Raw genomic sequence first — 20,790 nt, 5'->3', positions numbered from 1 at the left:
CCAAGGGCGGGCAGATGCGGGGCACGGAGGATGGAGTGTGAAAGATGAATGACGTGCGTCCCAGGTTAGCCTCGCTGTGCTCGGCGAACCTAGGGCACCCCGCGTTGCTTCGGAACGCGAAGGAAAGCCCCGCTCGGAGAGTCCGACGGGGCTTCAACAGCAGATCTTTCGGCTCAGAGGCACTGCGGCGTGCGCCGCTTGCCGTGCCTCCTCGCTCAGGATGACGCTTCTTGACGAATTAATACTTCACGATCTTCACGAAGGAATCCGGCTTCAAGCTGGCGCCGCCCACAAGGGCGCCGTCGATCTCGCTTTCAGCCATCAACTCCTTCACGTTCTCCGGCTTGACGCTGCCGCCGTAGAGAATGCGGAGCTGCGCGGCGAAGTCGGCGCCGAAGGCCGAAGACGCCTCGTCGCGGATGATGCTATGCGCGTCAGCCGCGAGCGCCGGAGTGGCGGTTTTGCCGGTGCCGATGGCCCAGACCGGTTCATAGGCCACAACCAGCTTGGCGGCCTTGGCCTTGCCAATGCCACGGAAGGCGCGTGAACACTGGCGGCGCAGCACGTCGCCGGTGATGTTGGCCTCGCGCTCCTCAAGCACTTCGCCCACGCAGACGATGGGCGTCAGGCCGGCTTCGAGAGCGACTTCAAGGCGGCGGTTCACGGTGTCGTCGGTTTCACCAAAATACTGGCGACGTTCGGAGTGGCCGATGATGACGAATTCGCAGCCCGCGCCCTTCACCATGCTGGTGGAGACCTGGCCGGTGAATGCGCCTTCCTTCTCCCAGTAAACATCCTGCGCGCCAACTTTTACATGGCTGCCCTTGGCGGCTTCAACTACGGTCGCCACGTCGAGATACGGAGGACAGATCACGATTTCGTCGCGGTCATGTCCCTCGACGAGCGGCAAAAACGCCTTCATGAATTCGGCAGCTTCAGCGGGGGTCTTGTACATCTTCCAGTTGGCGGCAATGATCTTCTTACGCATCATCATTCCTCTCGGCGCAATCACACGTCGCGCTCGTTGTTGTGTGGAAGGTGAATGGTGTGAACGGTTGCAAAGCCCGGACGCGCTTTCAGAATTTGACGTCCGGCGGCGGCATAAGTTTCAAAGGCGTGCTCGCTGTAGAGCACAAAACGCACTTCGCGCACGCTGTTGTCGGGCTGCAGCTCGTCAAAGACGGTGCGCAGCGCCACCGCCGCGGCATCCGCCAGCGGGTAGCCGTAGGCGCCGGTGGAGATCGACGGAAAGGCGATGGTCTCCAGTTGCAGGCGCGTGGCCAGCCGCAGACATTCGCGGTAGCAGCTCGCCAGCAGACCGGCCTCGCCTTCGAGGCCTCCACGCCAGATGGGGCCGACCGTGTGGATGACCAACGCAGAGGGCAGCTTGCCTCCGGTGGTGTGGACGGCTTGTCCCGGCGGCAGGTGCCCGTGCTGGGCAACAATCTTCTTGCACTCGGCGAGAATCGCGGGGCCGCCCGCACGATGAATGGCGCCATCGACTCCGCCGCCGCCCATCAGCGTGGAGTTGGCGGCGTTGACGATGGCGTCCGTGTGCTGGCGGGTGATGTCGCCTTCTTCCAGGAAGACCGCGGCACCACTCCGCAATTCGAATTTGAGCAGATCGGGCATTAGAGTCGATTAAGTGAGAAAGTGAACCATGCCGTCACAAGTGCCCAGCAGAAGAGCTGCAAGTACTGTCTCGGAGCGGCTTCCTTCTTTGGCAGGAGAAGCAGTCCAATGCACAAGGTCTGTCCGAGATAGAACACCGCCGCCGCAACGGACCGGTCGAATCCCCATCGCGTATAGGCCGCCGTTGACGCTGCTGAGTTAGCGACGAGCAAGGCCAGGATTGTCCACTGCTGTACACCCCGAAAGCGATGCTCCGTTGGCGCGGAGTTCGAATTCAATTCCGGCAATGGCTGGTCCTGTTTCATTGTTCGCTCACCTCAACGAGATTACTTGTTGGTCAGCGCCTCAACGCCCGGCAGCTTCTTACCCTCAAGGAATTCAAGCGACGCGCCGCCGCCGGTGGAGATGTGCGAGATGCGGTCGGCCACGCCGGCCTTCTTCACCGCAGCCACGCTGTCTCCGCCGCCCACGATGCTGGTTGCTCCCGCGTTGTCGGCCACGGCCTCGGCAATGGCGATGGTGCCCTTGGCGAAGGCGTCAAACTCAAAGACGCCCATGGGGCCGTTCCAGACGATGGTGCGCGCGGTGGCAATCTCGGTGGCAAACTCGTCGACCGTTGCCGGGCCAATGTCGAGCGCCATCTTGTCAGCCGGAATTGGCTGACCTTCGGCGACCGCTATGGGCTTGGCGGCGGCGTCGAACTTATCGGCCACCACATGGTCCACCGGAAGCAGCAGCTTCACGCCGCGCTGCTTGGCTTCGGCGAGCAGGGAAGCCGCCAGCTCCAGCTTGTCGGCTTCGAGCAGGCTCTTGCCCACTTCCTGCCCCTGAGACTTCAGGAATGTGTAGGCCATGCCGCCGCCGATGATGAGCGTATCGACCTTGGTCATCAGGTTGCGGATGACCTCGATCTTGTCGCTGACCTTGGCGCCGCCCAGGATGGCGACGAACGGCTTGGCCGGGTCCGAGGTGGCTTTGCCCAGGTACTGAAGCTCCTTCTCCATCAGCAGGCCGCCAACGGAGGTCTTCACGTAGTGCGTGATGCCTTCGGTGGAGGCGTGCGCGCGGTGCGCGGAGCCAAATGCGTCATTCACATAAATGTCGCACAGCTTGGCCAGCTTCTCGCTGAACGCCGCGTCGTTGGCCTCCTCTTCGGGGTGGAAGCGGAGGTTTTCGAGCAGCAGCGTCTGACCGCGCTCCAAGTCGCGGGCCATCTCTTCGGTCTGCTCGCCAACGCAATCGGGAGAGAAGCCGACGTTGACACCGTCGCCCAGGCGCTCATGCAACAGCGCGCGCAGGCGCTCGGCCACAGGCTTCAGGCTGTACTCGGGCTTCACCTTGCCCTTGGGGCGTCCCAGGTGCGAAGCCAGAATGAGCTTGGCGCCGTGACGCAGGGCGTACTCGATGGTGGGAAGAGTTTCGCGGATGCGGGTGTCATCGGCCACGCGGCCGGCATCGAGCGGGACGTTGAAGTCCACGCGCATGAACACTCGCTTGTCGGTGAGGGAAATATCGCGGATCGAAAGTTTCGCCATGGTAATTCCTGACTGAGTCAGGCTGCGCGGGGCAGCCGCTTACAACGGAGGGGAGCCCTTGTCGGCTCCCCTCACGGTCATTCGCAACGGTTACAGGCCCTTCTTGCCAAGGAAGGTGATGAGGTCCTTGACGCGGTTGCTGTAGCCCCACTCGTTGTCATACCAGCTGATGATCTTCGCCGTCTGGCCGAGCACCTTGGTCAGCTTGGAGTCGAAGATCGACGAACGCGCGTCGCCCTTGAAGTCGCTGGAGACCAGCTCGTTCTCCTCGTATCCGAGGATGCCCTTCAGCGAGCCTTCCGAAGCCTTCTTGATGGCCTCGTTGATGGCCTCGGCGGTGATCGGCTTCTCGGCCACGAAGGTCAGGTCAACGACCGAGACGTTCGGCGTTGGGACGCGGATGGCAAAGCCATCGAGCTTGCCGGTCAGTTCGGGGATGACGAGCTTCAGGGCCTTGGCGGCGCCGGTCGAGGTCGGAATCATCGACAGGGCAGCGGCGCGGGCGCGGCGCAGGTCCTTGTGCGGGAAGTCGAGGATGACCTGGTCGTTCGTGTAGCTGTGGATGGTGGTCATCAGGCCGCTCTGGATGCCGAACGTATCGTTGAGTACCTTGGCGACCGGCGCCAGGCAGTTGGTGGTGCAGCTGGCGTTGCTGATGACGTTGTGCTTGGCTGCGTCGTACTTGTCATCGTTGACGCCGAGCACGATGGTGAGGTCCTCACCCTTGGCCGGAGCGCTGATGATGACCTTCTTGACCGTGCCGTGGAGATGGGCCTTGGCCTTGTCGGCCTCGGTGAAGCGGCCGGTGGACTCAACCACAACCTGCACGCCCAGCGAAGACCAGTCGATCAGCGCCGGATCGCGCTGCGCGAAGACCTTGACGGCCTTGCCATCGACCAGGATGGATTCGCCCTCGGCCTTGATGTCGTGCTTCAGGTTGCCGAGGATGGAGTCGTACTTCAGCAGGTGAGCCAGCGTCTTCGAGTCGGTCAAATCGTTGACGGCGACGATGTCGATGTTGGGATCGTTCAGCGCGGCGCGGAACACATTGCGGCCGATGCGGCCGAATCCGTTGATGCCAACCTTAATTGCCATTACCTGTGCCTCCGAGAGAGTTTGAGGAGCATGCGAGCCGCCACAATGGTCCGCCACGGCCCGCTGATAAGTGAATTGAGAATTGCCAACCGCAACTATGAAACAGGAAATGGTAGCATCCACGGCACACGCGGGCAAACCGGCATTTCTTTCTCGTCGCGGATGAAATTGCGCCGTAGAATTCCCGCGTGGCTGCACGCACCATTCCGGGCATGATTGCCTCGCTCCTGCCGGAGCGCACGCGACGCGTTCTGTTGAAGGACTTCATTCCGACCTCGCGTGAATCCTGGATGTGCGGCTTCCTTGAATTGCTGATTGCGTTCCTCCTGCTCTTCACCTCCTACATGACGGTAGTGTCCGGCTCCATTGATGGAGTGTTCGACATCCTGAACTCAAAGCCCGGCGGTCAGAACCAAGCCGTGGCTTACGCCGGAGGCGTGGCCGCCGCCTATGGTATGGGGTTCAACGGGCTTGCGACATTCTTCCTGCGCTGGCAGACGTGGGCCGGCATCTACTTCATCACCGAGGGCATTGTGCGCACCCTGGCCGGAGCCGTCAGCATGCAGGTGGTTCCCACGCTGCCGCTGGCGGTGGTGGAGATGTTCGTGGTCGGCCTGGGGACGGGCTTCCGCCAAGCCGCACTGCCTCTGCGTTGCGCCGACGAGGTGCGTCCCGGCCCCGAAGGCGGGTTGACCATCACGAGCTGCCGCCCCAAGGACGATTGGCATGACTCGGCGACCATCCGTTACAAGGAGCGGCTCTACGAACTGGCGGGGCGCTTTGACGGTCCGTCGGGGCGTCCGTGGGGCTACCGGCTGCGTCCGGCGCCGACGCACAAAGTGGTTCGCGGCCTGCGGCACTATGACCCGGAAGAGCATGGGCGCCAATGAACTTCCAATGAAGAAGTGCGCATAAGACTCGCGGATTGACAGCTTGTCGTGATATAAGTCGCTTATGCGCAAGTGGATGCGCGACCGCAACAAGCGGCGCAACAAATCGGGGCAAGCCCCCACTCAAGATCAGGCCCAACCGCAGAAGGGTGCCGAGCCTTTACAGCCCACCTTCCTTGACCGCGATACTTCGTGGTCGGGTTCTGCGGATGAGCCAACCGCACGTGACCTCTCCGAAACACCGCAGCCGGTTTACGAAGCACAGCCGGAGGCCGACCCTACCGAAGCTGGTGGCGAAGATGAAGCACCCGCCGCCGCTCCCCAGGGCAACCGCCGTGAACGCTCGCGCCGGCGCGGCCGTGGAGGCCGCGGACGCAACCGCAACCAGAAGGCAGCCACGCTGCCCATAGACCCCGGTCAGGCGACCGGCGAAGCCGCCGAAGTTGACGGCGTAACGCCCGCCGAACCGGAGACCGAGCCCGCGGCTCCCAAGCCCGAGCCTTCGGCGAAGAAAGAAACCGGCAAGCCCAAGGGCGCCGTCGTGCTGGCCATTGGCCTGCCCGGCAGCGGCAAAAGCTCCTGGTTCAAGCGTCACGAGATTGTGCCGCTTTCCAGCGACCTCATCCGCGGCCTGCTGTTTGACGATCCGACCGAGCAGCGCTTCCAGGATCTGGTCTTTTCGACCCTGCGTTCCCTGCTGCGCGCCCGCCTGATCGCCAACCGTCCGATGAATTACATCGACGCCACCAACCTGTCGCCGAAGGAGCGCCACAGCTGGATCCGTATGGCGCAGGACTTCAACTACGAAGCCCACGCCGTCTTCTTCGACGTGCCCACCGAAATCTGCATGGAGCGCAACCGCAAGCGCGAGCGCAACGTGCCGGATGAGGTGATGCTGCGCATGGCGCAGAAGCTGCGTCCGCCGAAGTTCGAGGAAGGCTTCTCAAAGGTGACCATCGTGCGGCTGAAGAAGCACGACAAGGCGCCCGAGGCGGAAGCCGCGCAGCCGGAAGCTCCTGCCGAAGAGCCCGAGGTTCCGGTGGCAGCCGAACCCGTCGCTCCTGAGCCAGTGGCTTCCGAGCCGGAAGCCGCGGTGGAGCCGAATGCTCCTGCCGAAGAGGGCAAGGAACAGCAGTAGAGAAGTTACACAACGATTGCAGACAGGCCGGGCCGAGAGTCCGGCCTGTTTGCATTTGCGAACCATGCCGTGCCCCGTGCCGGTGACGCCGCGCGAACTGGTGCGTCCAACCGGCACACCCCAAGCCGAAGGAGAGTGCAGACCGTGATGCGCACCCTGATCGTTTGCCTCATGCTTTCCGCCGCCGCCCTCGCACAGCAGGGCGCCGCCCCCGCGCCGGAGCCTCCCGAGCCGACGGCTGCCCAGCCGGCACCGCCGCCAGCTTCCGCAGAGCCTGACGCGGCCACCGCGCAGCCCAGGGACGCCGCTCCCGCGCCGTCCAGCCAGTACGTTGTTCCCGTGGGAACCAAGGTTCCCATCGTGCTCAAGCACGCCATCTCCACCAAAAACGCCAAGCCCGGCGACCCGATCTACGCGGAGACGAATTTTCCGGTGGTGATGGACGGCAAGGTCGTCATCCCGGTCGGAACCTACGTGCAGGGCGAGGTGACGCGCGTGACCCGTCCGCTGCGCATCAAGGGCCGCGCCGAACTGACCGTAAAGTTCACCACGCTCATCTTCCCCAACGGCTACACGGTCATGCTGCCGGGCAGCGTCGACAACGTGCCGGGTTCGGAGAGCGGCCGCGTGAAGGACTCCGAGGGCACCATGCAGGCCAACGGCGACAAGGGGAAGCAGGCGGGAACGGTGCTGAAGACGACCGAGGCAGGCGCGGGCGCCGGAGCGCTGATCGGGGCCGTCAGCGGCAGCCCCGGCGTTGGCGCGGGCGTTGGCGCCGGAGCCGGATTGCTGACCGGACTCGGCTACGCGCTGTTCAGCCACGGCCCGGACATGCGCATCGAGAGCGGCACCACCATCGAGATGGTGATCGAGCGCCCCGTCACCATCGACCGGAGCCGGACAAGGTACTGAGCGGATTTACTGGAGCAGGTTGAACTGACGTGCTCCCTGAAACTGGTCTGGAAGCCCGAGTTGCCAATGACGGTTACCCGCTACTCATCGGTCAATATCGTCCTCTTGCTTGCAGGAGCGCTGGTATGTCTATTCATTACGTTCTTTCTCCTTATGACCGCTGGGTTCGGTGCTGACCCGGTCCATGACTTCAGGAGCTTTGCAGTCACTTCGCTGGTTTGTACCGGACTGCTGACGGTGCCGGTATTTTTCGTTATGCTCAGATGGCCGAGGGTCGGGTCTGTTGCAATGTGGACCGTGGCTTCAGTCTGCTTTCTACTCGCGATAGCCGCAGGGTTTTTCCAATTCATGGGACTGCTCTTCGTGCTGCTCGTAGAAGCCCTTATCTTTGAGGCAATCAATTCCGGCAGTCAGGGGCAAAGTAGGTCTGAGCTTGGCTGAACCTAATGCTCCATCTCTTCTTACAGGAAAGATGTTGGAGGAAGTTGTGCGGGCGGCAATATGACGAGCGACGGCTTCTACATTTCTTCGTGGCTGGCGGGGCGTCCGGACAAGGTTCGGTTCGTTGCCCGGAGTAGTTGAACGGCTATGTTGCAGTTCTCCAGCCTGTACGAGAGTCCTAGAATCGTCTGTCAGGCCGACCAGCCTCTTCTTCTACTGCCAACTTTCCTCCATATTCCATCCATAATTCATTCGCATTGAAACTGCTGCTGCACTACGCTGTGAGGACGTTTCAGCGGCCGTCGTGGTGTGCGGAGGGAGCTATGTCGCGTCGTACGCTGCACCGTTCCGCACAAACCAGCAGAAGGCTTGTGTGGGCTACCAGTTCACAATAATGTTTCGCAGGGAAATTCGTTCACCCTGAATCGCGGTGAGGTGGCTGCGGAACCGGCGACTGATAACATGGAATGCCCGGAGTGGAGTACGTGTGTCTCATTCAACTACGCAGCTGCCAGCATTAGCACAGCGATGGTGGAGAGCATATTATCAAGCGTTTTAGTTACATCTTACTTGTGGGATTCATCGCACTCTGCGTTGGGATAGGCGTTACTGTTGTCGCGCAGACCAACACTGCGGCAAGCCAGTCCGTCGGTATCGCCGTTAAGATCGCTCTCGATAAGGATAACGTCCCCATAGGGAAGTCGCCCGTGGTCGTGCTGACGGTAAGGAACTTGAGCGGTCAGGAGATATCAATCGACGAGTTTGGTACGTGCCGTCTGCATGTGGAGGGAAGGGGCAGCGCGGAGCGGCCAACCACGCGGATTCAGCGACAAGTGACTGGGAGACTCCTTGAACGTGGGGAGCCGCCAATGCGCGAAGATAGGGCTATAGCATGGACGATTTCTCCCGGAATGTCGGGGACTCATGGAATTCGCGTCAGCTATTTCTATGATCTCAGCGAGACTGGCAAGCACACCGTCTATATGGATGTGCAGGATCCCTTATCGAAAAAGTGGCTGCGCACCAACAGCGTACAGTTTGAAATGCAACCGGCGGCGACTCAGTAGATTTGACAGACTGGGTGGCTCGGAGAAAGGCCTGTTCGTCGCCTCGGAATGTTGAAGCTCTAGAATTATGCGGGGGTACCTAAGGTGAGTAACAAGCCCGAGGGAAACAACCAGCCTCTTTCGTTGTTCGTTCTTGTCCCCGCCGCGCTTCTGTTGCTGGTCGAGGTGCTTGCATTGATCGGGTTCCTCGCGACCAAGGATCAATATGGGTGGAGCGCATGGGACCCGATTGAAATACTCGTGACTCTGGCTGCCAGCATTGCCATACTCCTGAATCGCAGGATTGCTGTTCCCCTCGCATTCCTGTGTGCGTCCGTACTCACGGTCGAGCAGCTACGGAATATCATTCTTCGGTTCAGCTCAATGGCGAGCGTCGCGCATGTCGCGGTAAATATTCTGTTCTACTGGGTGACCTTTGAAATGTACCGGCGCTGGCGCGGAAGTGCCTCCTAAGCGTGCTGTCGTGGAGCGGCTGTCCCACGGTTTGGCTGAACCACCGCGCTCCAGCCAACGGCGGCCTGAACGGGGTAGTGTCCGCCTTGCCCGCACACGCAATACCACGGGTTTGTGTCGAGTGAGAGTTGCTGGTATTGAGATGGCGGGGAAGCGCGAAACTCGTACACGAAGGATTTGAAATGTCTATGCTGAACAGAAATGGCTGGAAAGTCATCGCATGGAAGGTCTCTATTCTTCTCCCTCTTGTTGTGGGGGCCTACTATGCGTTCGGCTATCTGGACCAGCAATCCGCCCAAGAGGTCAGCAGGATGGAAAAGGAATTGGAAGCGGTAATTCCTCCGGGTAATGCGGAATTACTGGATCAGGAACAGCATCACAAAATACGAAGTGCCTACATCGAAAGGCACTATCGCTCCGATCAAGAATTTTCGCTCATTCTTCAACAGTATCAAAGGCAACTTGTCGCTCAGGGGTGGGCGCATCACGCGGAAGCACCTGAGAACGGAGAGAACGTGCAAGAGTATTGCAGAAACGGCCACAGTTTCGTCGTGAGTCAATGCCGGGAAAATGTCTATTACCTGAGTATTGGTTGGCACATCGGCAGTTGTGGCCGATGATCCCAATTTGCGAATGACGCGCAAGAATGAGCCGGGCGCGGCCACGATTGTGGAGAGCGAGATGGCTCAGATTGTAGAAAGACTTGAGGAACTCTACAGAAGGGAACTATCTTGCAAGTTCCCGTATCGCGATTGTGCAAGACTCAAGAGAATTGATGCGAAACGTTTCCATCCTCTGGGCCAGACCTGGACATGTATTTGAGCTTCATCGCCGGATACGCCAGCGGAGCCTCCACAGTTATGGAGAGGCCGCCTGAGGAACTGGCGGGCGCGCGGAAAAAGTTCAAGGAATCATTCTTCGAAAGCTATCCGGTGTATGCACCGCTGGAGCGGGAAGTCAGTCCTGACAAGACCCCGGCTTGGTGGCCAGTTTGACAAGAACAGGTGAGATGAGAAATCTGCTGCTCGAATTGACCCGCCAGTTTGAATAGCGATGACGAAAGGATTTTGCCTCCGCCAATATCCCCAGAGTCGGTACTGCGTCAACTTTCTGCTGCATAAGGGGAACAGCGCCCACGAGAGAAATCGCGAGCTGGATGCGGTGGGCTAGAACTTCACGGTGATGGAGAGCAGCGCCATGTATTTGCGCTCGGCTGCGGGGTTGTTGAGGGCGCGGGCGGTGGCGGCCAGCGCCTCGTAGATCAGGCCCGGCGAGAGCGCGCCGGTGCCGAGCAGGCTCTCGCAGCGCGTAAGCTGGCGGTAGGCCTCCTCATAATGCTTGCGCTTGTACTCCACCACGCCAAGCTGGTAACCGGCCAGCAGACGTATGCGCTCCTCGGTGGCACCCTCCAGCGCCTGGCCCAGCAGCGCGGCAGCCTTCTCCACATCCTTCAGGTCCAGGTAGCAGGTGCCGAGCAGGTAAAGCGCCATCGGCGTGCGCGGGGCGCGCTCCAGCTTCTGTATGGCGTTGGGCGGGTCCTGCAGGTCAAGGTAGAGCGAGCCCAGCCGTATGTAAAACTCGGCGTCAAAGTCCTCGGGCAGCGCGGGACGCAGGTGACTGTTGAGCACATCCTCAATCTGCAGCAGCAGGGCCAGCGCACCGTAGAGGTCGCGGTTGGCCTCCTTGAGCATGGAACGGCAATATTGGATGGGCAGCTTGAGCGAGGGAGCGGCGGCGGAGGCCTGCAACTGCTCCAGCACCTGGTCGGCGTCGTCAAGGCGGCCGCTCTCCACCAGTTGCAGGACGAACTCGATAAGCAGGGCGGCGGACTCAGCCGGACTGGCGGCGCGCGCAAAGGTATCGCGGAACCAGGCCCGCGCCTGTTGCGTATTGCCCCTCAGGGCAATGCTCACCGCCTCCTGCATGTCGCGAAGCTTCATCCAACCCTCACGTTTGGGTGTCCAGCGGAGATTACCACACGGCCCGAGGGACGGAAACAGCCGGGGAATCAGGCCGATTACGGGAGGACAGGGCGGCCCGGATGAATTTTGTTTTGCACAACTGGATTTCACTTGTTCCAGTTGCCGATAATTGGTATGCAAGTAGGTATCCGAAAGGGAGAACCATGAGCTGGTGGAAATTGCCGTTGGCCGTACTGGGACTGGGTGGTGTGGGAGCCGTTGTCATTGCCGCGCGTTCGCGCAAGGCGGGCGAAGCGCCGCGTTTTTCCGAGTGGAATGAGAATGCGCAGCAGGAACTGGCGCGCCTGCAGGAACACTTGAGCCAGTTGTCACACAACGTAAAGAGCGAGCAGGCCGGCTAGGCCTGCGCCCCGTTCTTTGCGACGGCAGTCCCACCCCCGGTACTGCCCCTGCGGCCCGCTGCCTGTCGGGCGGCAGAGGCAAGACCTCATCGCGACATGAGCGCGAACACACCCCATCCCAGGTATTCACGAGTGAACTTGGCGTAGCGTTCCGCCGCCGAATCCAATTCGGCTCGCACATCCTTCGCAAAATCGTCGTCGGAATTTGCTTCGAGCCAGCGGCGCATTGTGAGCCACTTGGCTGCCTCGTATCTGTCCCAGCTGTCCTGGTTTGCCAGAACCATCTCCACGACGTCGTAGCCGAGGTTATCGAAAGATGCGAGAAGCTCCGGAAGCAGGAGAAAGTCTGCGATGGAACCGGCACGGCATCCCCTCGCGACATCCTCTGTTGGAGGCATTCGCAGCCAGTACGGCTCGCCGATGAGGATGATGCCTCCCGCGCGGAGACTCCTGGCCAGAAGCGCGATAGTGCCGGCGACACCGCCCCCGATCCAGGTGGCTCCGACACAGGCTGCCACGCCGACCTTCTCGTTGGAGACAAAGCCGGCGGCATCGCCGTGAATGAAGTTGACCTGATCGGCGACACCCAGCTCCGCAGAGCGGAGTTTTGCCTGTTCGGTAAACAGCGGACTCATGTCGACACCCGTACCGCTGATTCCGTAATCACGCGCCCAGGTGCACAGCATCTCGCCCGAACCGCTGCCGAGATCGAGCACGCGGGTTCCAGGCTCCATGCGCAACGCCGCGCCGAGGGTGGAGAGTTTTTCTGGTGTGAATGGATTATGGATGCGATGAGCGCTTTCGGTAACGGTAAATATCCGTGGAATGTCCACTGCAGATACTCCTTTGGCCGATAGACCACATGTGCGGAGAGCAGATGTGGAAACGCTCATTCTCTCACACATGCAGAAGCCTGATTTGCGCGCCGGGCTTCCGCTCTGGCGCGCTCATTCTGCACACGGGATAAAGACTCTGTGCTTCACCGCGATGGATGGGACGCGGGGATCCTTCGCTTCGCTCAGAATGACAGCGGAGACAGAGTGGGGCTGGAAGGCATCGGCGTCGTTTGCGGGCGATGCCGCCAGCGCGAGAAGGAGCGATGCGGCAGGCGACTGATACAGACTCCGCTGCACGTCGTAACCGCAGAGTATGCAGGAGTGAGGGGCAGCGTTACTCCAGCGCGCCGATGCGTGCGGCCAAGGCGAGGTCGCGGGCGGTGACGCCGTGGGCGTCGTGCGACCAGAGCCGGAAGCCGACGCGGTTGTAGCGGATGGTGATGTCCGGGTGGTGGCCCTCGTCTTCGGCGATGGCGGCCACGCGGTTGACCAGCTTCATCGCCTCCAGAAAGTTCTTCAGCTCGAACTCACGCTCCAGCGCGTTGTCATGGAAGCTCCAGCCGGGCAGTTTCTCCAGCGCGCGCCAAATCTCTTTTTCGGAAAATGCTTCAGGCATGAAAAATCCTCCGTGGGCAGCGGCCTACGGAGGAATGGATGCTTGCAAGTGCCGGTTGGTTGCGCCGGATCAGGCGCGTCCGGTGGGCCCGGTGATGCGGTGGCTCTCCAGAAAGCCGTAAATCTTCTGGTCCACCTCGCGGCGCAGGTCCTGCCAGATGCTGTCGGGCATGGAGAGGAAGATGCGCACGATTTCCGGGTCGAACTGGCGTCCGCTCCAGCGCTGAATTTCTTCGCGCGCCGCCTGCAGGCTCTGGGCCGGGCGGTAGGGGCGGTCGCTGGTGATGGCGTCGAGCGCGTCGGCCACGGAGAAGATGCGCGCCCCGAGCGGAATCGCGTCGCCCTTCAGCCCGCGCGGATAGCCGGTGCCGTCGTAGCGCTCCTGGTGCGAGTAGACGATCTCGGCGGCCTCGGCGAGGAAGGGAATCTTGCGCAGCATCATGTAGCCACGCACGCAGTGCTCACGCATGGTGCTGACTTCGCTTTCGGTCAGCTTGCCGGGCTTGCGCAGAATGTCGTCGGGGATGGCCATCTTGCCGATGTCATGCAGGAAGGCGCCGCGGGCGATGATGCGTATCTTGTCCGAGGAGAGGCCGATAGCGCGGGCAATGGCGATGGTGAAGGCCGTAACGCGCTTGGAGTGGCCCTCGGTCTCGGCGTCCTTGAGATCAAGCGCATCGCCCAGAGCTTCAAGCGTAATGTCGTAGGACTTTTCCAACTCGTTCAGGGCGTCGCGGAGCTGCTCGGTGCGGGCGCTGACGAGCGACTCCAGGTTCTCCTGGTAGGCCAGATTCTCCAGCTTGAGGCGGCGGGTTTCCAGCGCGCGGCTGACGACGGCCAGCAACTGGTCGCGCTCGAAGGGCTTCAGCAGATAGTCGTAAGCGCCGTTGCGGATGGCGGTGAGGGCCACGGAAATATCGTGCACGGCGGTGACCATGACCACCTGCATGTCGGGCACCTGCTCCTTGGAGCGCTGCAATAACGTCTGGCCGTCCATCTCCGGCATCATCAGGTCGGAGAGCATGAGAGAGAAGCGCTCGCCGGATTGCAGCAGGGAGAGCGCCTCAACGCCGGTACCGGCCTGCTCACAGTGATAGCCGGCATGCTCCAGCATGGAGGAGACAATTTCGCGAATCGGTTCTTCGTCATCAACCACAAGAATTCGTTCAGCCACCGAGTACCCCAGCCTTCTTGACCCCTTTGTGTTATTCGCGGGTAGTCCAACGCATTTTACCGGGTTTTCCGGTTTCGTGAAGCGCCTGTTCCACGGAAAAGTGATGGTTTCTGTTTCACTCTGTGATATAGAAAAAGGCATTCATTTTGTAAGATTTGCAGAGTACTGTTTCACAGGAGCCGCAGTCTGCCAGTCTGGACAAGTTCGGTGGTGGCCAATTTAATCAGCCAGAGTGCGCTGACGTGCATGTTGCTGGCTATTGCGGTGCTGCTGTATCGCACCTTCCGGCACCGGTATCTGTTCTTCTGGGTCCTTGGCTGGCTCAGCTTCCTTTTCTATAAACAGGCGCTTTACTCGGGAATTCATTTCCAGTACACCCCGGCGGCGACGGCTCTGGCGGGCGCCAGCTTTGTGCTGGCCATTACGCTGTTCACCGTTTCGGTGATGCACTATGTGGAGTCGCGCACCTTCCTTTACGGAATCTGCGTACTCTGTGCCACAGGCGTGGACACGGCCATTGTGGACGCGCTATGGCTGAAGGGCGCGGCGGGCGCGGCAATCTTCCTGCGCCTGGTGTGCTACGCCATCGCAATCATAGGCGTGGTGCGGCTGGCGTACTGGTGCCGCGGACGCAGGGAACCCGGCCCCTGGCTGCTGATCATTTCCTTGCTGGCATTGCATCTGGATGTTGGCGTCCCTCTGCCGCACCGCTTCAGCATGCTGGACGGAGTGATTGAGGGTGCGCTCGGCATCAGCATGTTCCTGATCGTGCTGGATGATTCACGCGCCCGCGGACGCCGATTGGCGGCCGTCGGCTCCATCACCGCCGCGGTCAGCGAATCGCAGGACCTGGCAGGCATGATGATGGCCGCCCTGCTGGAAGTGAAGAGCATGACCGGCGCCACTGCGGTCTGGTTCCGCTCTCCTGCCGAGGGGCAGCGGCTGTTGATTCAGCAGCAGATTGGGTTGGCGGACGAGTGGCTGGCAGACCCGAGGCTGGCTAACGCCGATTACGACATGGCATGCCGCCTGATGACGGACCGCAGCACGGCCCGCGTGGACCTGCAGGAAATGCCGGAAGCGCCTCGCGCCATGCTGCAGTCGATTGGCCTGAACCATGTTCTGCTGGTGCCAGTCCTGGGCAAGGCCAGCGTGCTTGGCGTGCTGAGCATCGGCCTCTCCTTTGAGCGCGCGAGCACCGTGGAGGAGATGCGCTTCCTCTACACCATTGCCAACCACATCGGCATCGCGCTGGAAAACCTGCGCATGGTGGAGCAGTTGCAGCGCTCGCAGCGGCAGTGGGCCAGCACCTTTGACTCCATCGAAGACATCATTCTGGTGCACGACGCCGATGGGCGTCTGCTGCGCGCCAACCGCGCCCTGTGCGACAAGCTGGGGCGGAGCCTCGGCGAGCTGATTGGCAAGCACTGCTCCATGCTGCTGCCGAATGCGGGAGAAGGCTGCCCGTACTGCCTGCGTGCCGCCACGATTCTTGGCGAGGCACCGGACCCGTGTTTCGGCGGCTACTCAATGGTCTCCACCTCGAACTACGTCGGCGAGCCGGAAGCCGGTGTCGGCACCGTGCACATCATCAAGGACCTGACGGCGCAGCGCGCCGCCGAAGAACGCTACCGGCTGCTCTTCGAGGAAGTGCAGGAGGGCGTGTTTGTCTCAAGCGCCGATGGCAGGATTCTCGAATGTAACAGCGCATTCATCCGGATGCTGGGCTACGAGAGCCGCGCCGATGTGCTGGCGCTCAATGTTTCCGACGATATTTTTGCCGAACCGGCCCAGCGCAAAGCCTATATGTGGCAGATGGAGACGCGCGGTTTCGTTCGAAACTACGAGGTCACCTACAAGCGCAAGGACGGCAGCCGAATTTCGCTGCTGGAGAACTCTCTGGCTACGCGCAACATCAACGGGGAAGTGGAGCGCATTTCAGGCTTCCTCGTGGACTTCACCGAGAAGAAGCTGGCGGAGCAGGAGATCCGTCGGCGCAACCGCGAACTGCGCGCGCTCAACGCCATTGCCGTGGTGGCCACGCAGACCTTCGACCTTGACGAAATCCTCGACGTGACCCTGCGCCACGCCGTCGAACTGTTCGCCTGCGAGACCGGCATCATGCTGATGGTGGGGCCGGATGGCCGTTCGTTAAATGTTCGCGCCACCTTCGGCCAGTTTGCGGAGACCTCCGTGGCGATGATGAACCGGCAGATGCCTGATAGTTGGTGGAACATGGTCATCTCCGGCAACCTGGAGTTGCTGACCCCGCGTCACCTGCAGATGCTGACCGAGCCAACGCGCCAGATGCTGCGGCAGGAGCGCTTCCAGAACTGGATGGCCGTGGTGCTGTGGGCGCAGAAGCGTCCGCTGGGCGTGGTGGGCATTGGTACCCGCGCTGACCGCACCTTCAGCGAGTCGGATGAGAATATGCTCATTGCTATCTCGCGGCAGTTGGCCACCACCATTGAAAAAGTCCGTCTCTACGAGGAGACCTCGCGCGCATACGCCGACCTGCGGCGCGCGCAGGAGCAACTGCTGCAGAGCGAGAAGATGTCGGCCATCGGCCAGCTGATCTCCGGCGTGGCGCACGAGCTGAACAATCCGCTGACGGCCATTCTTGGCTACGCGCAACTGCTGGAGTCCGAACAGCAGAGCGACCGCGGCCGCGACTTCGTGCTCAAGCTCTATAAGCAGGCGCAGCGCACGCAGCGCGTGGTGCAGAACCTGCTCTCCTTTGCGCGGCAGCGCAAGCCGGAACGAGCATTGGTGGACTTGCGGCGGGTGGTGGAGGACACGCTGTCGCTGCGTGATTTCGATCTGAAGATGCACAACATCGAGATCACACGCGACTTTGGCAATGACGTGCCAAACGTGATGGCCGACTCTCACCAGCTTGAGCAGGTGTTCCTGAACATCGTGAACAACGCGGCCGATGCCATCATGGATTCCGGACAGGGTGGCGTGCTCGCGGTTCGTATCTTCCCGGAGAACGGTTCGGTTGTGGTTGAGTTCCATGACTCCGGCCCGGGCATCAAGGACACGAAGCGGGTCTTCGATCCGTTCTACACAACCAAGAAGATTGGCAAGGGAACCGGACTCGGCCTCTCGATCTGCTACGGCCTCATCAAGGAGCACGAGGGTGAAATCGTAGCCTTCAATCACGCGGAGGGCGGCGCTGTGTTCCAGGTGAAGTTGCCGGTCGCCCACGGTGGCGAGATTGTGCCGGCGACGCGCAATCACCATGAGCAGCGCGCTCTCGCGGGCAGCATCCTGCTGGTGGAATCGGAAGAGGCTGTGCTGGAGTTCGAGCGCGAGGTGCTGACCCGTGCGGGAGCCGAGGTGACTGCGGTGACCAAGGGGCAGTCGGCCTACGAACTGCTGCAGCAGCGCCACTTTGACGTCATCCTGATTGGCACGCAGGCCGGGGGAACGTGGTCGGCGGAGGGGCTCTACGACTGGCTGGCCAAGGAGCAGCCCGGCATGGAGCGGCACATGATTTTTGCAGCTTCCCATGTACAGAACGCGGCGCAGCATGACTTCCTCGAGCGCTCCGGCGCCAGCTACCTGGTGAAGCCGTTTGAGATGGAAGACCTGATCAGCGCGATACGCGCGCAACTCAGCCGCCAGATTCCAAGCGCAAGCGGGCAGTAACGGCCGCGTCCACCGAAGGCTCGGCCCATCTCGCAATACTGCGCGAAAACTGCGATTCCCGTAAGGGGCCATCCGCACGATTCCTGCGAATTTCCGGTTGCCGGCGGCGGTACAATCAGCGCGATGACGTACGCTTCGGCTGAGAAACCGGTGATTGCCCGCTGGTGGCAGAAGCTTCCGGATGGCCGCCTGCATTGCTACCTGTGTCCGCGGCACTGCAAACTCGCCGAGGGGCAGCATGGCTTCTGCTACGTGCGCCAGAACCTGGGCGGCGAACTGGTGCAGCTCGGCTACGGACGCCCGGCAGCCGTGGCGCTGGACCCGATCGAGAAGAAGCCGCTCAACCACTTTCTGCCCGGCACCTCGATCTTCTCGCTGGGCGGCGCAGGCTGCAATCTCGGCTGTCAGTTCTGCCAGAACTTCGATATCAGCCGCGCCCGCGCCGTGCAAAGCGAGGCCATGAGCCTCTCGCCGGATTACGTTGTGGCGCTGGCGCAGCAGCACGGCGCGCCGTCCATCGCCTTCACCTACAACGAGCCGACCATCTGGGCGGAGTATGCCATCGACATTGCGAAGGTGGCGCACGCCGCCGGGCTTAACACCGTGATGGTTTCCAACGGCTACATCACGCGCGAGGCCTTCTTCGATGTCTACGACCACATCGACGCCGCCAACATCGACCTCAAGGCGTTCACCGAAGATTTCTACGCCAAGGTGACGCTCTCGCGCTTGGACCCGGTGCTGGACACACTCCAGTGGCTGCGGCACGAGACGAATGTCTGGTTCGAGATCACCAACCTCATCATCCCGACCATGAATGACGCCGAGGATGAGACGCGGCGGCTTTGCGAATTCGTGCTCGCCAAGCTGGGGGACGATGTGCCGCTGCACTTCACGGCCTTCCACCCGGATTACAAGCTGATCGACAAGCCGCCGACACCGACCGCGACGCTTGATCGCGCGCGGCGCATCGCGATGGAGATGGGGCTGAAATACGTCTATGAGGGCAACCTGCAGACCGATGCGGGCGATACCATCTGCCCCGGTTGCAAGCGGCGCATCGTCCGGCGCTCGTGGCACAGCATCATCAGTGACGACGTGGTGAGTGATGGCGATGGAGGGCGGTGCAGGTTCTGCGGTGCGGCTATTGCCGGGGTCTTCAGCCAGCAGGAGGCGGTGGCGCGGCGCGCAGTGGCCGTCAGTCACCGGAACCAGTGAGTCCCGTCACAGCCCGGTGTTCGGTTTCAGGGTTTCATAGTGCTGCCATGAGAGCCGCCAAGAAAACCGCCACCTCGCGCAAGCCGGGCACGAAGGGCAGCGCAAAGAGCAACTCTGCGAAGAAGGCCACGGGCACACGCAGCGGCGTTGCCGCCCGCCTGATGAAGCAGCCCACGCCCGCCTGCGACTGCACGCGCTGCGGCATGGAATATTGCGACTGCTCAGAAGAGCAGTGCAAGACCACCGTGCCTGCCGCCAAGGCACATGTCGCCAAGGGCGCGCTCGACTAACAAGATGTAGTTGGGTGCCCCAGGCTTGCGCCTTTGTTGGGCGCGAACCTGGGACGAAACTGCGCTCGCTTGCGGACGGGAGCGACTACTTCGCCTTCGCCGCTTCCTTCTTCGCCTTCAATTCCTCGCGCTTCTTCTTGGCCCAGCCTTCCTTCACAATCTGCGGCGGACGTGTCAAGCCGAGTGAATCATCTGGAATGTCCTTGGCGATGCAGGAGGCTGCGCCGACATAGGCTCCGTTGCCGACCGTGACGGGCGCGACCAGCGTGGTGTCGCTGCCGATGAATGCACCGTCGCCGATGATGGTCTTGTGCTTGAAGACGCCGTCGTAATTGCAGGTGATCGTACCTGCGCCGATGTTGGCGCCTTCGCCGATCTCAGCGTCGCCGAGGTAGGTAAGGTGGTTGGCCTTGGAGCCGCGGCCGAGGCGCGTCTTCTTCGTCTCCACAAAGTTGCCTACGTGCGCCTCCGGCCCGATGTGGCTGGCTGGGCGCAGGTGCGAATATGGCCCGAGAATGGCGGCGTTTTCGACTTCGGAGTCCTCGCAGATGCAGCCATGCTTGACCATGACGCCGTCGGCAAGCTGCATGTTGCTCAACACCGAGTAGGACTGGATGCGGCAGTCGCTGCCGATGGCGGTGTTGCCGAGCAGTTGCACAAAAGGCTCGATGACGGTGTCCGTTCCGATGGTCACCTGGCTGTCGATGAGGCAGGTTTCCGGCTTGTAGATGGTGACGCCCGCGTCCATCAGCTCCTGGCACTTGCGCGCGCGCAGCATCGTATCGAGCGTGGCCAGTTCGGCGCGCGTGTTGATGCCGAGCACTTCGTTGGAATCCGTGGCGGGCAGCGCCAGCACCGGCAGCCCGTCGGCGCGGAGCAACTCGGCCATGTCGGTCAGGTAATACTCCTTCTGCACGTTGGCTTTGCTCAGGCGGTCGATGCGGGCGAACAGTTCGCGCACGTTGAAGGCGTAGATGCCGGAGTTGATCTCGCCGATGGCGGCCTGCTCGGGCGTGCACTGCTTCTGCTCCACAATGGCGGCGACCGTGTCGCCCTCGCCGCGCACAATGCGTCCGTAGCCGAACGGATCGGCAGGCGTGGCAGACAGGATGGTCATAGCCGCGTTGCGCTCGGTGTGGAAGCGGCGCACGCGCTCGATGGTCTCCGTGCGGATGAGCGGCACGTCGCCGGAGAGAACCAGCACGGTATCGTAACCGGCAAGCGCCTCGCGGCACATCTGCAGGGCGTGGCCGGTGCCTAGCTGCTCGGTCTGCTCCACAAAGCGGACGCCGGTGGCTTCCACGGCCTTGCGCACACGATCAGCCTGGTGGCCGATGATGCAGACGATGTCGGCTGGCGGAATGTCAGCCGGTGCGGCGGCAATGACATGCGCCAGCAGCGGGCGGCCCGCAATCTCATGCAGAACCTTTGGAAGCTTTGACTTGAGCCGCGTGCCTTTGCCCGCGGCAAGAATGGCGATTGCAAACTTGTTGCTCATGACGCCAGCTATTGTAACG

General features: G+C 61.6%; 19 protein-coding genes. 10 read left to right on the top strand and 9 right to left on the bottom strand.

Annotated elements, in window-relative coordinates; all coding sequences use genetic code 11:
* Nucleotides 1–238 precede the first annotated feature (238 nt).
* From tpiA to gap, 4 genes are all read right to left on the bottom strand, one after another.
* Nucleotides 239–994 (bottom strand): triose-phosphate isomerase, encoded by a 756-nt coding sequence (gene tpiA / locus AC6IZO_RS05850; protein ID WP_497808926.1) that lies wholly within the window; start codon nt 992–994, stop codon nt 239–241.
* A gap of 14 nt (nt 995–1,008) precedes the next feature.
* Nucleotides 1,009–1,632 (bottom strand): O-acetyl-ADP-ribose deacetylase, encoded by a 624-nt coding sequence (locus tag AC6IZO_RS05845; protein WP_497808924.1) that lies wholly within the window; start codon nt 1,630–1,632, stop codon nt 1,009–1,011.
* Nucleotides 1,633–1,958: 326 nt separating this feature from the next.
* On the bottom strand, nt 1,959–3,167 hold the full coding sequence (locus tag AC6IZO_RS05840) for a phosphoglycerate kinase (protein WP_497808922.1): 1,209 nt from the start codon (nt 3,165–3,167) through the stop codon (nt 1,959–1,961).
* 90 nt (nt 3,168–3,257) lie between these two features.
* A complete protein-coding gene (gene gap / locus AC6IZO_RS05835) occupies nt 3,258–4,262 on the bottom strand; it encodes a type I glyceraldehyde-3-phosphate dehydrogenase (RefSeq protein ID WP_497808920.1) in 1,005 nt (334 codons plus the stop codon).
* Between the two features lie 188 nt (nt 4,263–4,450).
* Here gap and AC6IZO_RS05830 point away from each other — a divergent pair, with 188 nt between their 5' ends.
* The 6 genes from AC6IZO_RS05830 to AC6IZO_RS05805 all read left to right on the top strand — a co-directional run bounded on the left by AC6IZO_RS05830 (nt 4,451) and on the right by AC6IZO_RS05805 (nt 9,783).
* Nucleotides 4,451–5,152 carry a hypothetical protein gene (locus tag AC6IZO_RS05830; protein ID WP_497808918.1) on the top strand — a complete coding sequence of 234 codons (702 nt, stop codon included), beginning with the start codon at nt 4,451–4,453 and terminating at the stop codon, nt 5,150–5,152.
* Between the two features lie 64 nt (nt 5,153–5,216).
* Entirely contained in the window at nt 5,217–6,290 is a 1,074-nt protein-coding gene (locus AC6IZO_RS05825; protein ID WP_497808916.1) for an AAA family ATPase, read from the top strand.
* 147 nt (nt 6,291–6,437) lie between these two features.
* Nucleotides 6,438–7,202: a hypothetical protein gene (locus AC6IZO_RS05820; RefSeq protein ID WP_497808914.1), complete on the top strand. Its 765-nt coding sequence runs from the start codon at nt 6,438–6,440 to the stop codon at nt 7,200–7,202.
* Between the two features lie 1,352 nt (nt 7,203–8,554).
* Nucleotides 8,555–8,710, top strand: coding sequence for a hypothetical protein (locus AC6IZO_RS05815; protein ID WP_497808912.1), 156 nt, complete (start codon nt 8,555–8,557; stop codon nt 8,708–8,710).
* 84 nt (nt 8,711–8,794) lie between these two features.
* Nucleotides 8,795–9,163 carry a hypothetical protein gene (locus tag AC6IZO_RS05810; protein ID WP_497808910.1) on the top strand — a complete coding sequence of 123 codons (369 nt, stop codon included), beginning with the start codon at nt 8,795–8,797 and terminating at the stop codon, nt 9,161–9,163.
* Nucleotides 9,164–9,345: 182 nt separating this feature from the next.
* A complete protein-coding gene (locus AC6IZO_RS05805; protein WP_497808908.1) occupies nt 9,346–9,783 on the top strand; it encodes a hypothetical protein in 438 nt (145 codons plus the stop codon).
* Between the two features lie 546 nt (nt 9,784–10,329).
* Here AC6IZO_RS05805 and AC6IZO_RS05800 read toward each other — a convergent pair.
* Nucleotides 10,330–11,103: a tetratricopeptide repeat protein gene (locus AC6IZO_RS05800; protein WP_497808906.1), complete on the bottom strand. Its 774-nt coding sequence runs from the start codon at nt 11,101–11,103 to the stop codon at nt 10,330–10,332.
* 185 nt (nt 11,104–11,288) lie between these two features.
* On the opposite strand from AC6IZO_RS05800, the gene AC6IZO_RS05795 reads away from it, so the two are divergent.
* Nucleotides 11,289–11,486 carry a hypothetical protein gene (locus AC6IZO_RS05795; protein ID WP_497808904.1) on the top strand — a complete coding sequence of 66 codons (198 nt, stop codon included), beginning with the start codon at nt 11,289–11,291 and terminating at the stop codon, nt 11,484–11,486.
* 86 nt (nt 11,487–11,572) lie between these two features.
* Here the strand turns inward: AC6IZO_RS05795 and AC6IZO_RS05790 are convergent, their stop codons facing one another.
* The 3 genes from AC6IZO_RS05790 to AC6IZO_RS05780 form a co-directional block, all read right to left on the bottom strand.
* Nucleotides 11,573–12,319: an SAM-dependent methyltransferase gene (locus AC6IZO_RS05790; RefSeq protein WP_497808902.1), complete on the bottom strand. Its 747-nt coding sequence runs from the start codon at nt 12,317–12,319 to the stop codon at nt 11,573–11,575.
* A gap of 337 nt (nt 12,320–12,656) precedes the next feature.
* Nucleotides 12,657–12,938 carry a 4a-hydroxytetrahydrobiopterin dehydratase gene (locus AC6IZO_RS05785; protein ID WP_497808900.1) on the bottom strand — a complete coding sequence of 94 codons (282 nt, stop codon included), beginning with the start codon at nt 12,936–12,938 and terminating at the stop codon, nt 12,657–12,659.
* Nucleotides 12,939–13,007: 69 nt separating this feature from the next.
* Nucleotides 13,008–14,111, bottom strand: a complete 1,104-nt coding sequence (locus AC6IZO_RS05780; protein ID WP_497808898.1) for an HD-GYP domain-containing protein — start codon at nt 14,109–14,111, stop codon at nt 13,008–13,010.
* Nucleotides 14,112–14,321: 210 nt separating this feature from the next.
* Between AC6IZO_RS05780 and AC6IZO_RS05775 the strand changes: the two genes are divergently transcribed.
* From AC6IZO_RS05775 to AC6IZO_RS05765, 3 genes are all read left to right on the top strand, one after another.
* A complete protein-coding gene (locus tag AC6IZO_RS05775) occupies nt 14,322–17,765 on the top strand; it encodes a PAS domain S-box protein (protein ID WP_497808896.1) in 3,444 nt (1,147 codons plus the stop codon).
* Between the two features lie 123 nt (nt 17,766–17,888).
* Nucleotides 17,889–18,983, top strand: coding sequence for an AmmeMemoRadiSam system radical SAM enzyme (gene amrS / locus AC6IZO_RS05770; RefSeq protein WP_497808894.1), 1,095 nt, complete (start codon nt 17,889–17,891; stop codon nt 18,981–18,983).
* 47 nt (nt 18,984–19,030) lie between these two features.
* Nucleotides 19,031–19,273, top strand: coding sequence for a hypothetical protein (locus AC6IZO_RS05765; RefSeq protein ID WP_497808892.1), 243 nt, complete (start codon nt 19,031–19,033; stop codon nt 19,271–19,273).
* 85 nt (nt 19,274–19,358) lie between these two features.
* Here the strand turns inward: AC6IZO_RS05765 and glmU are convergent, their stop codons facing one another.
* Nucleotides 19,359–20,771, bottom strand: coding sequence for a bifunctional UDP-N-acetylglucosamine diphosphorylase/glucosamine-1-phosphate N-acetyltransferase GlmU (gene glmU, locus AC6IZO_RS05760; protein ID WP_497808890.1), 1,413 nt, complete (start codon nt 20,769–20,771; stop codon nt 19,359–19,361).
* Nucleotides 20,772–20,790 lie beyond the last annotated feature (19 nt).

It is taken from the genome of Oryzophilus luti (genome assembly GCF_059726245.1).
This window is presented reverse-complemented; position numbering and strand designations above follow the sequence as displayed.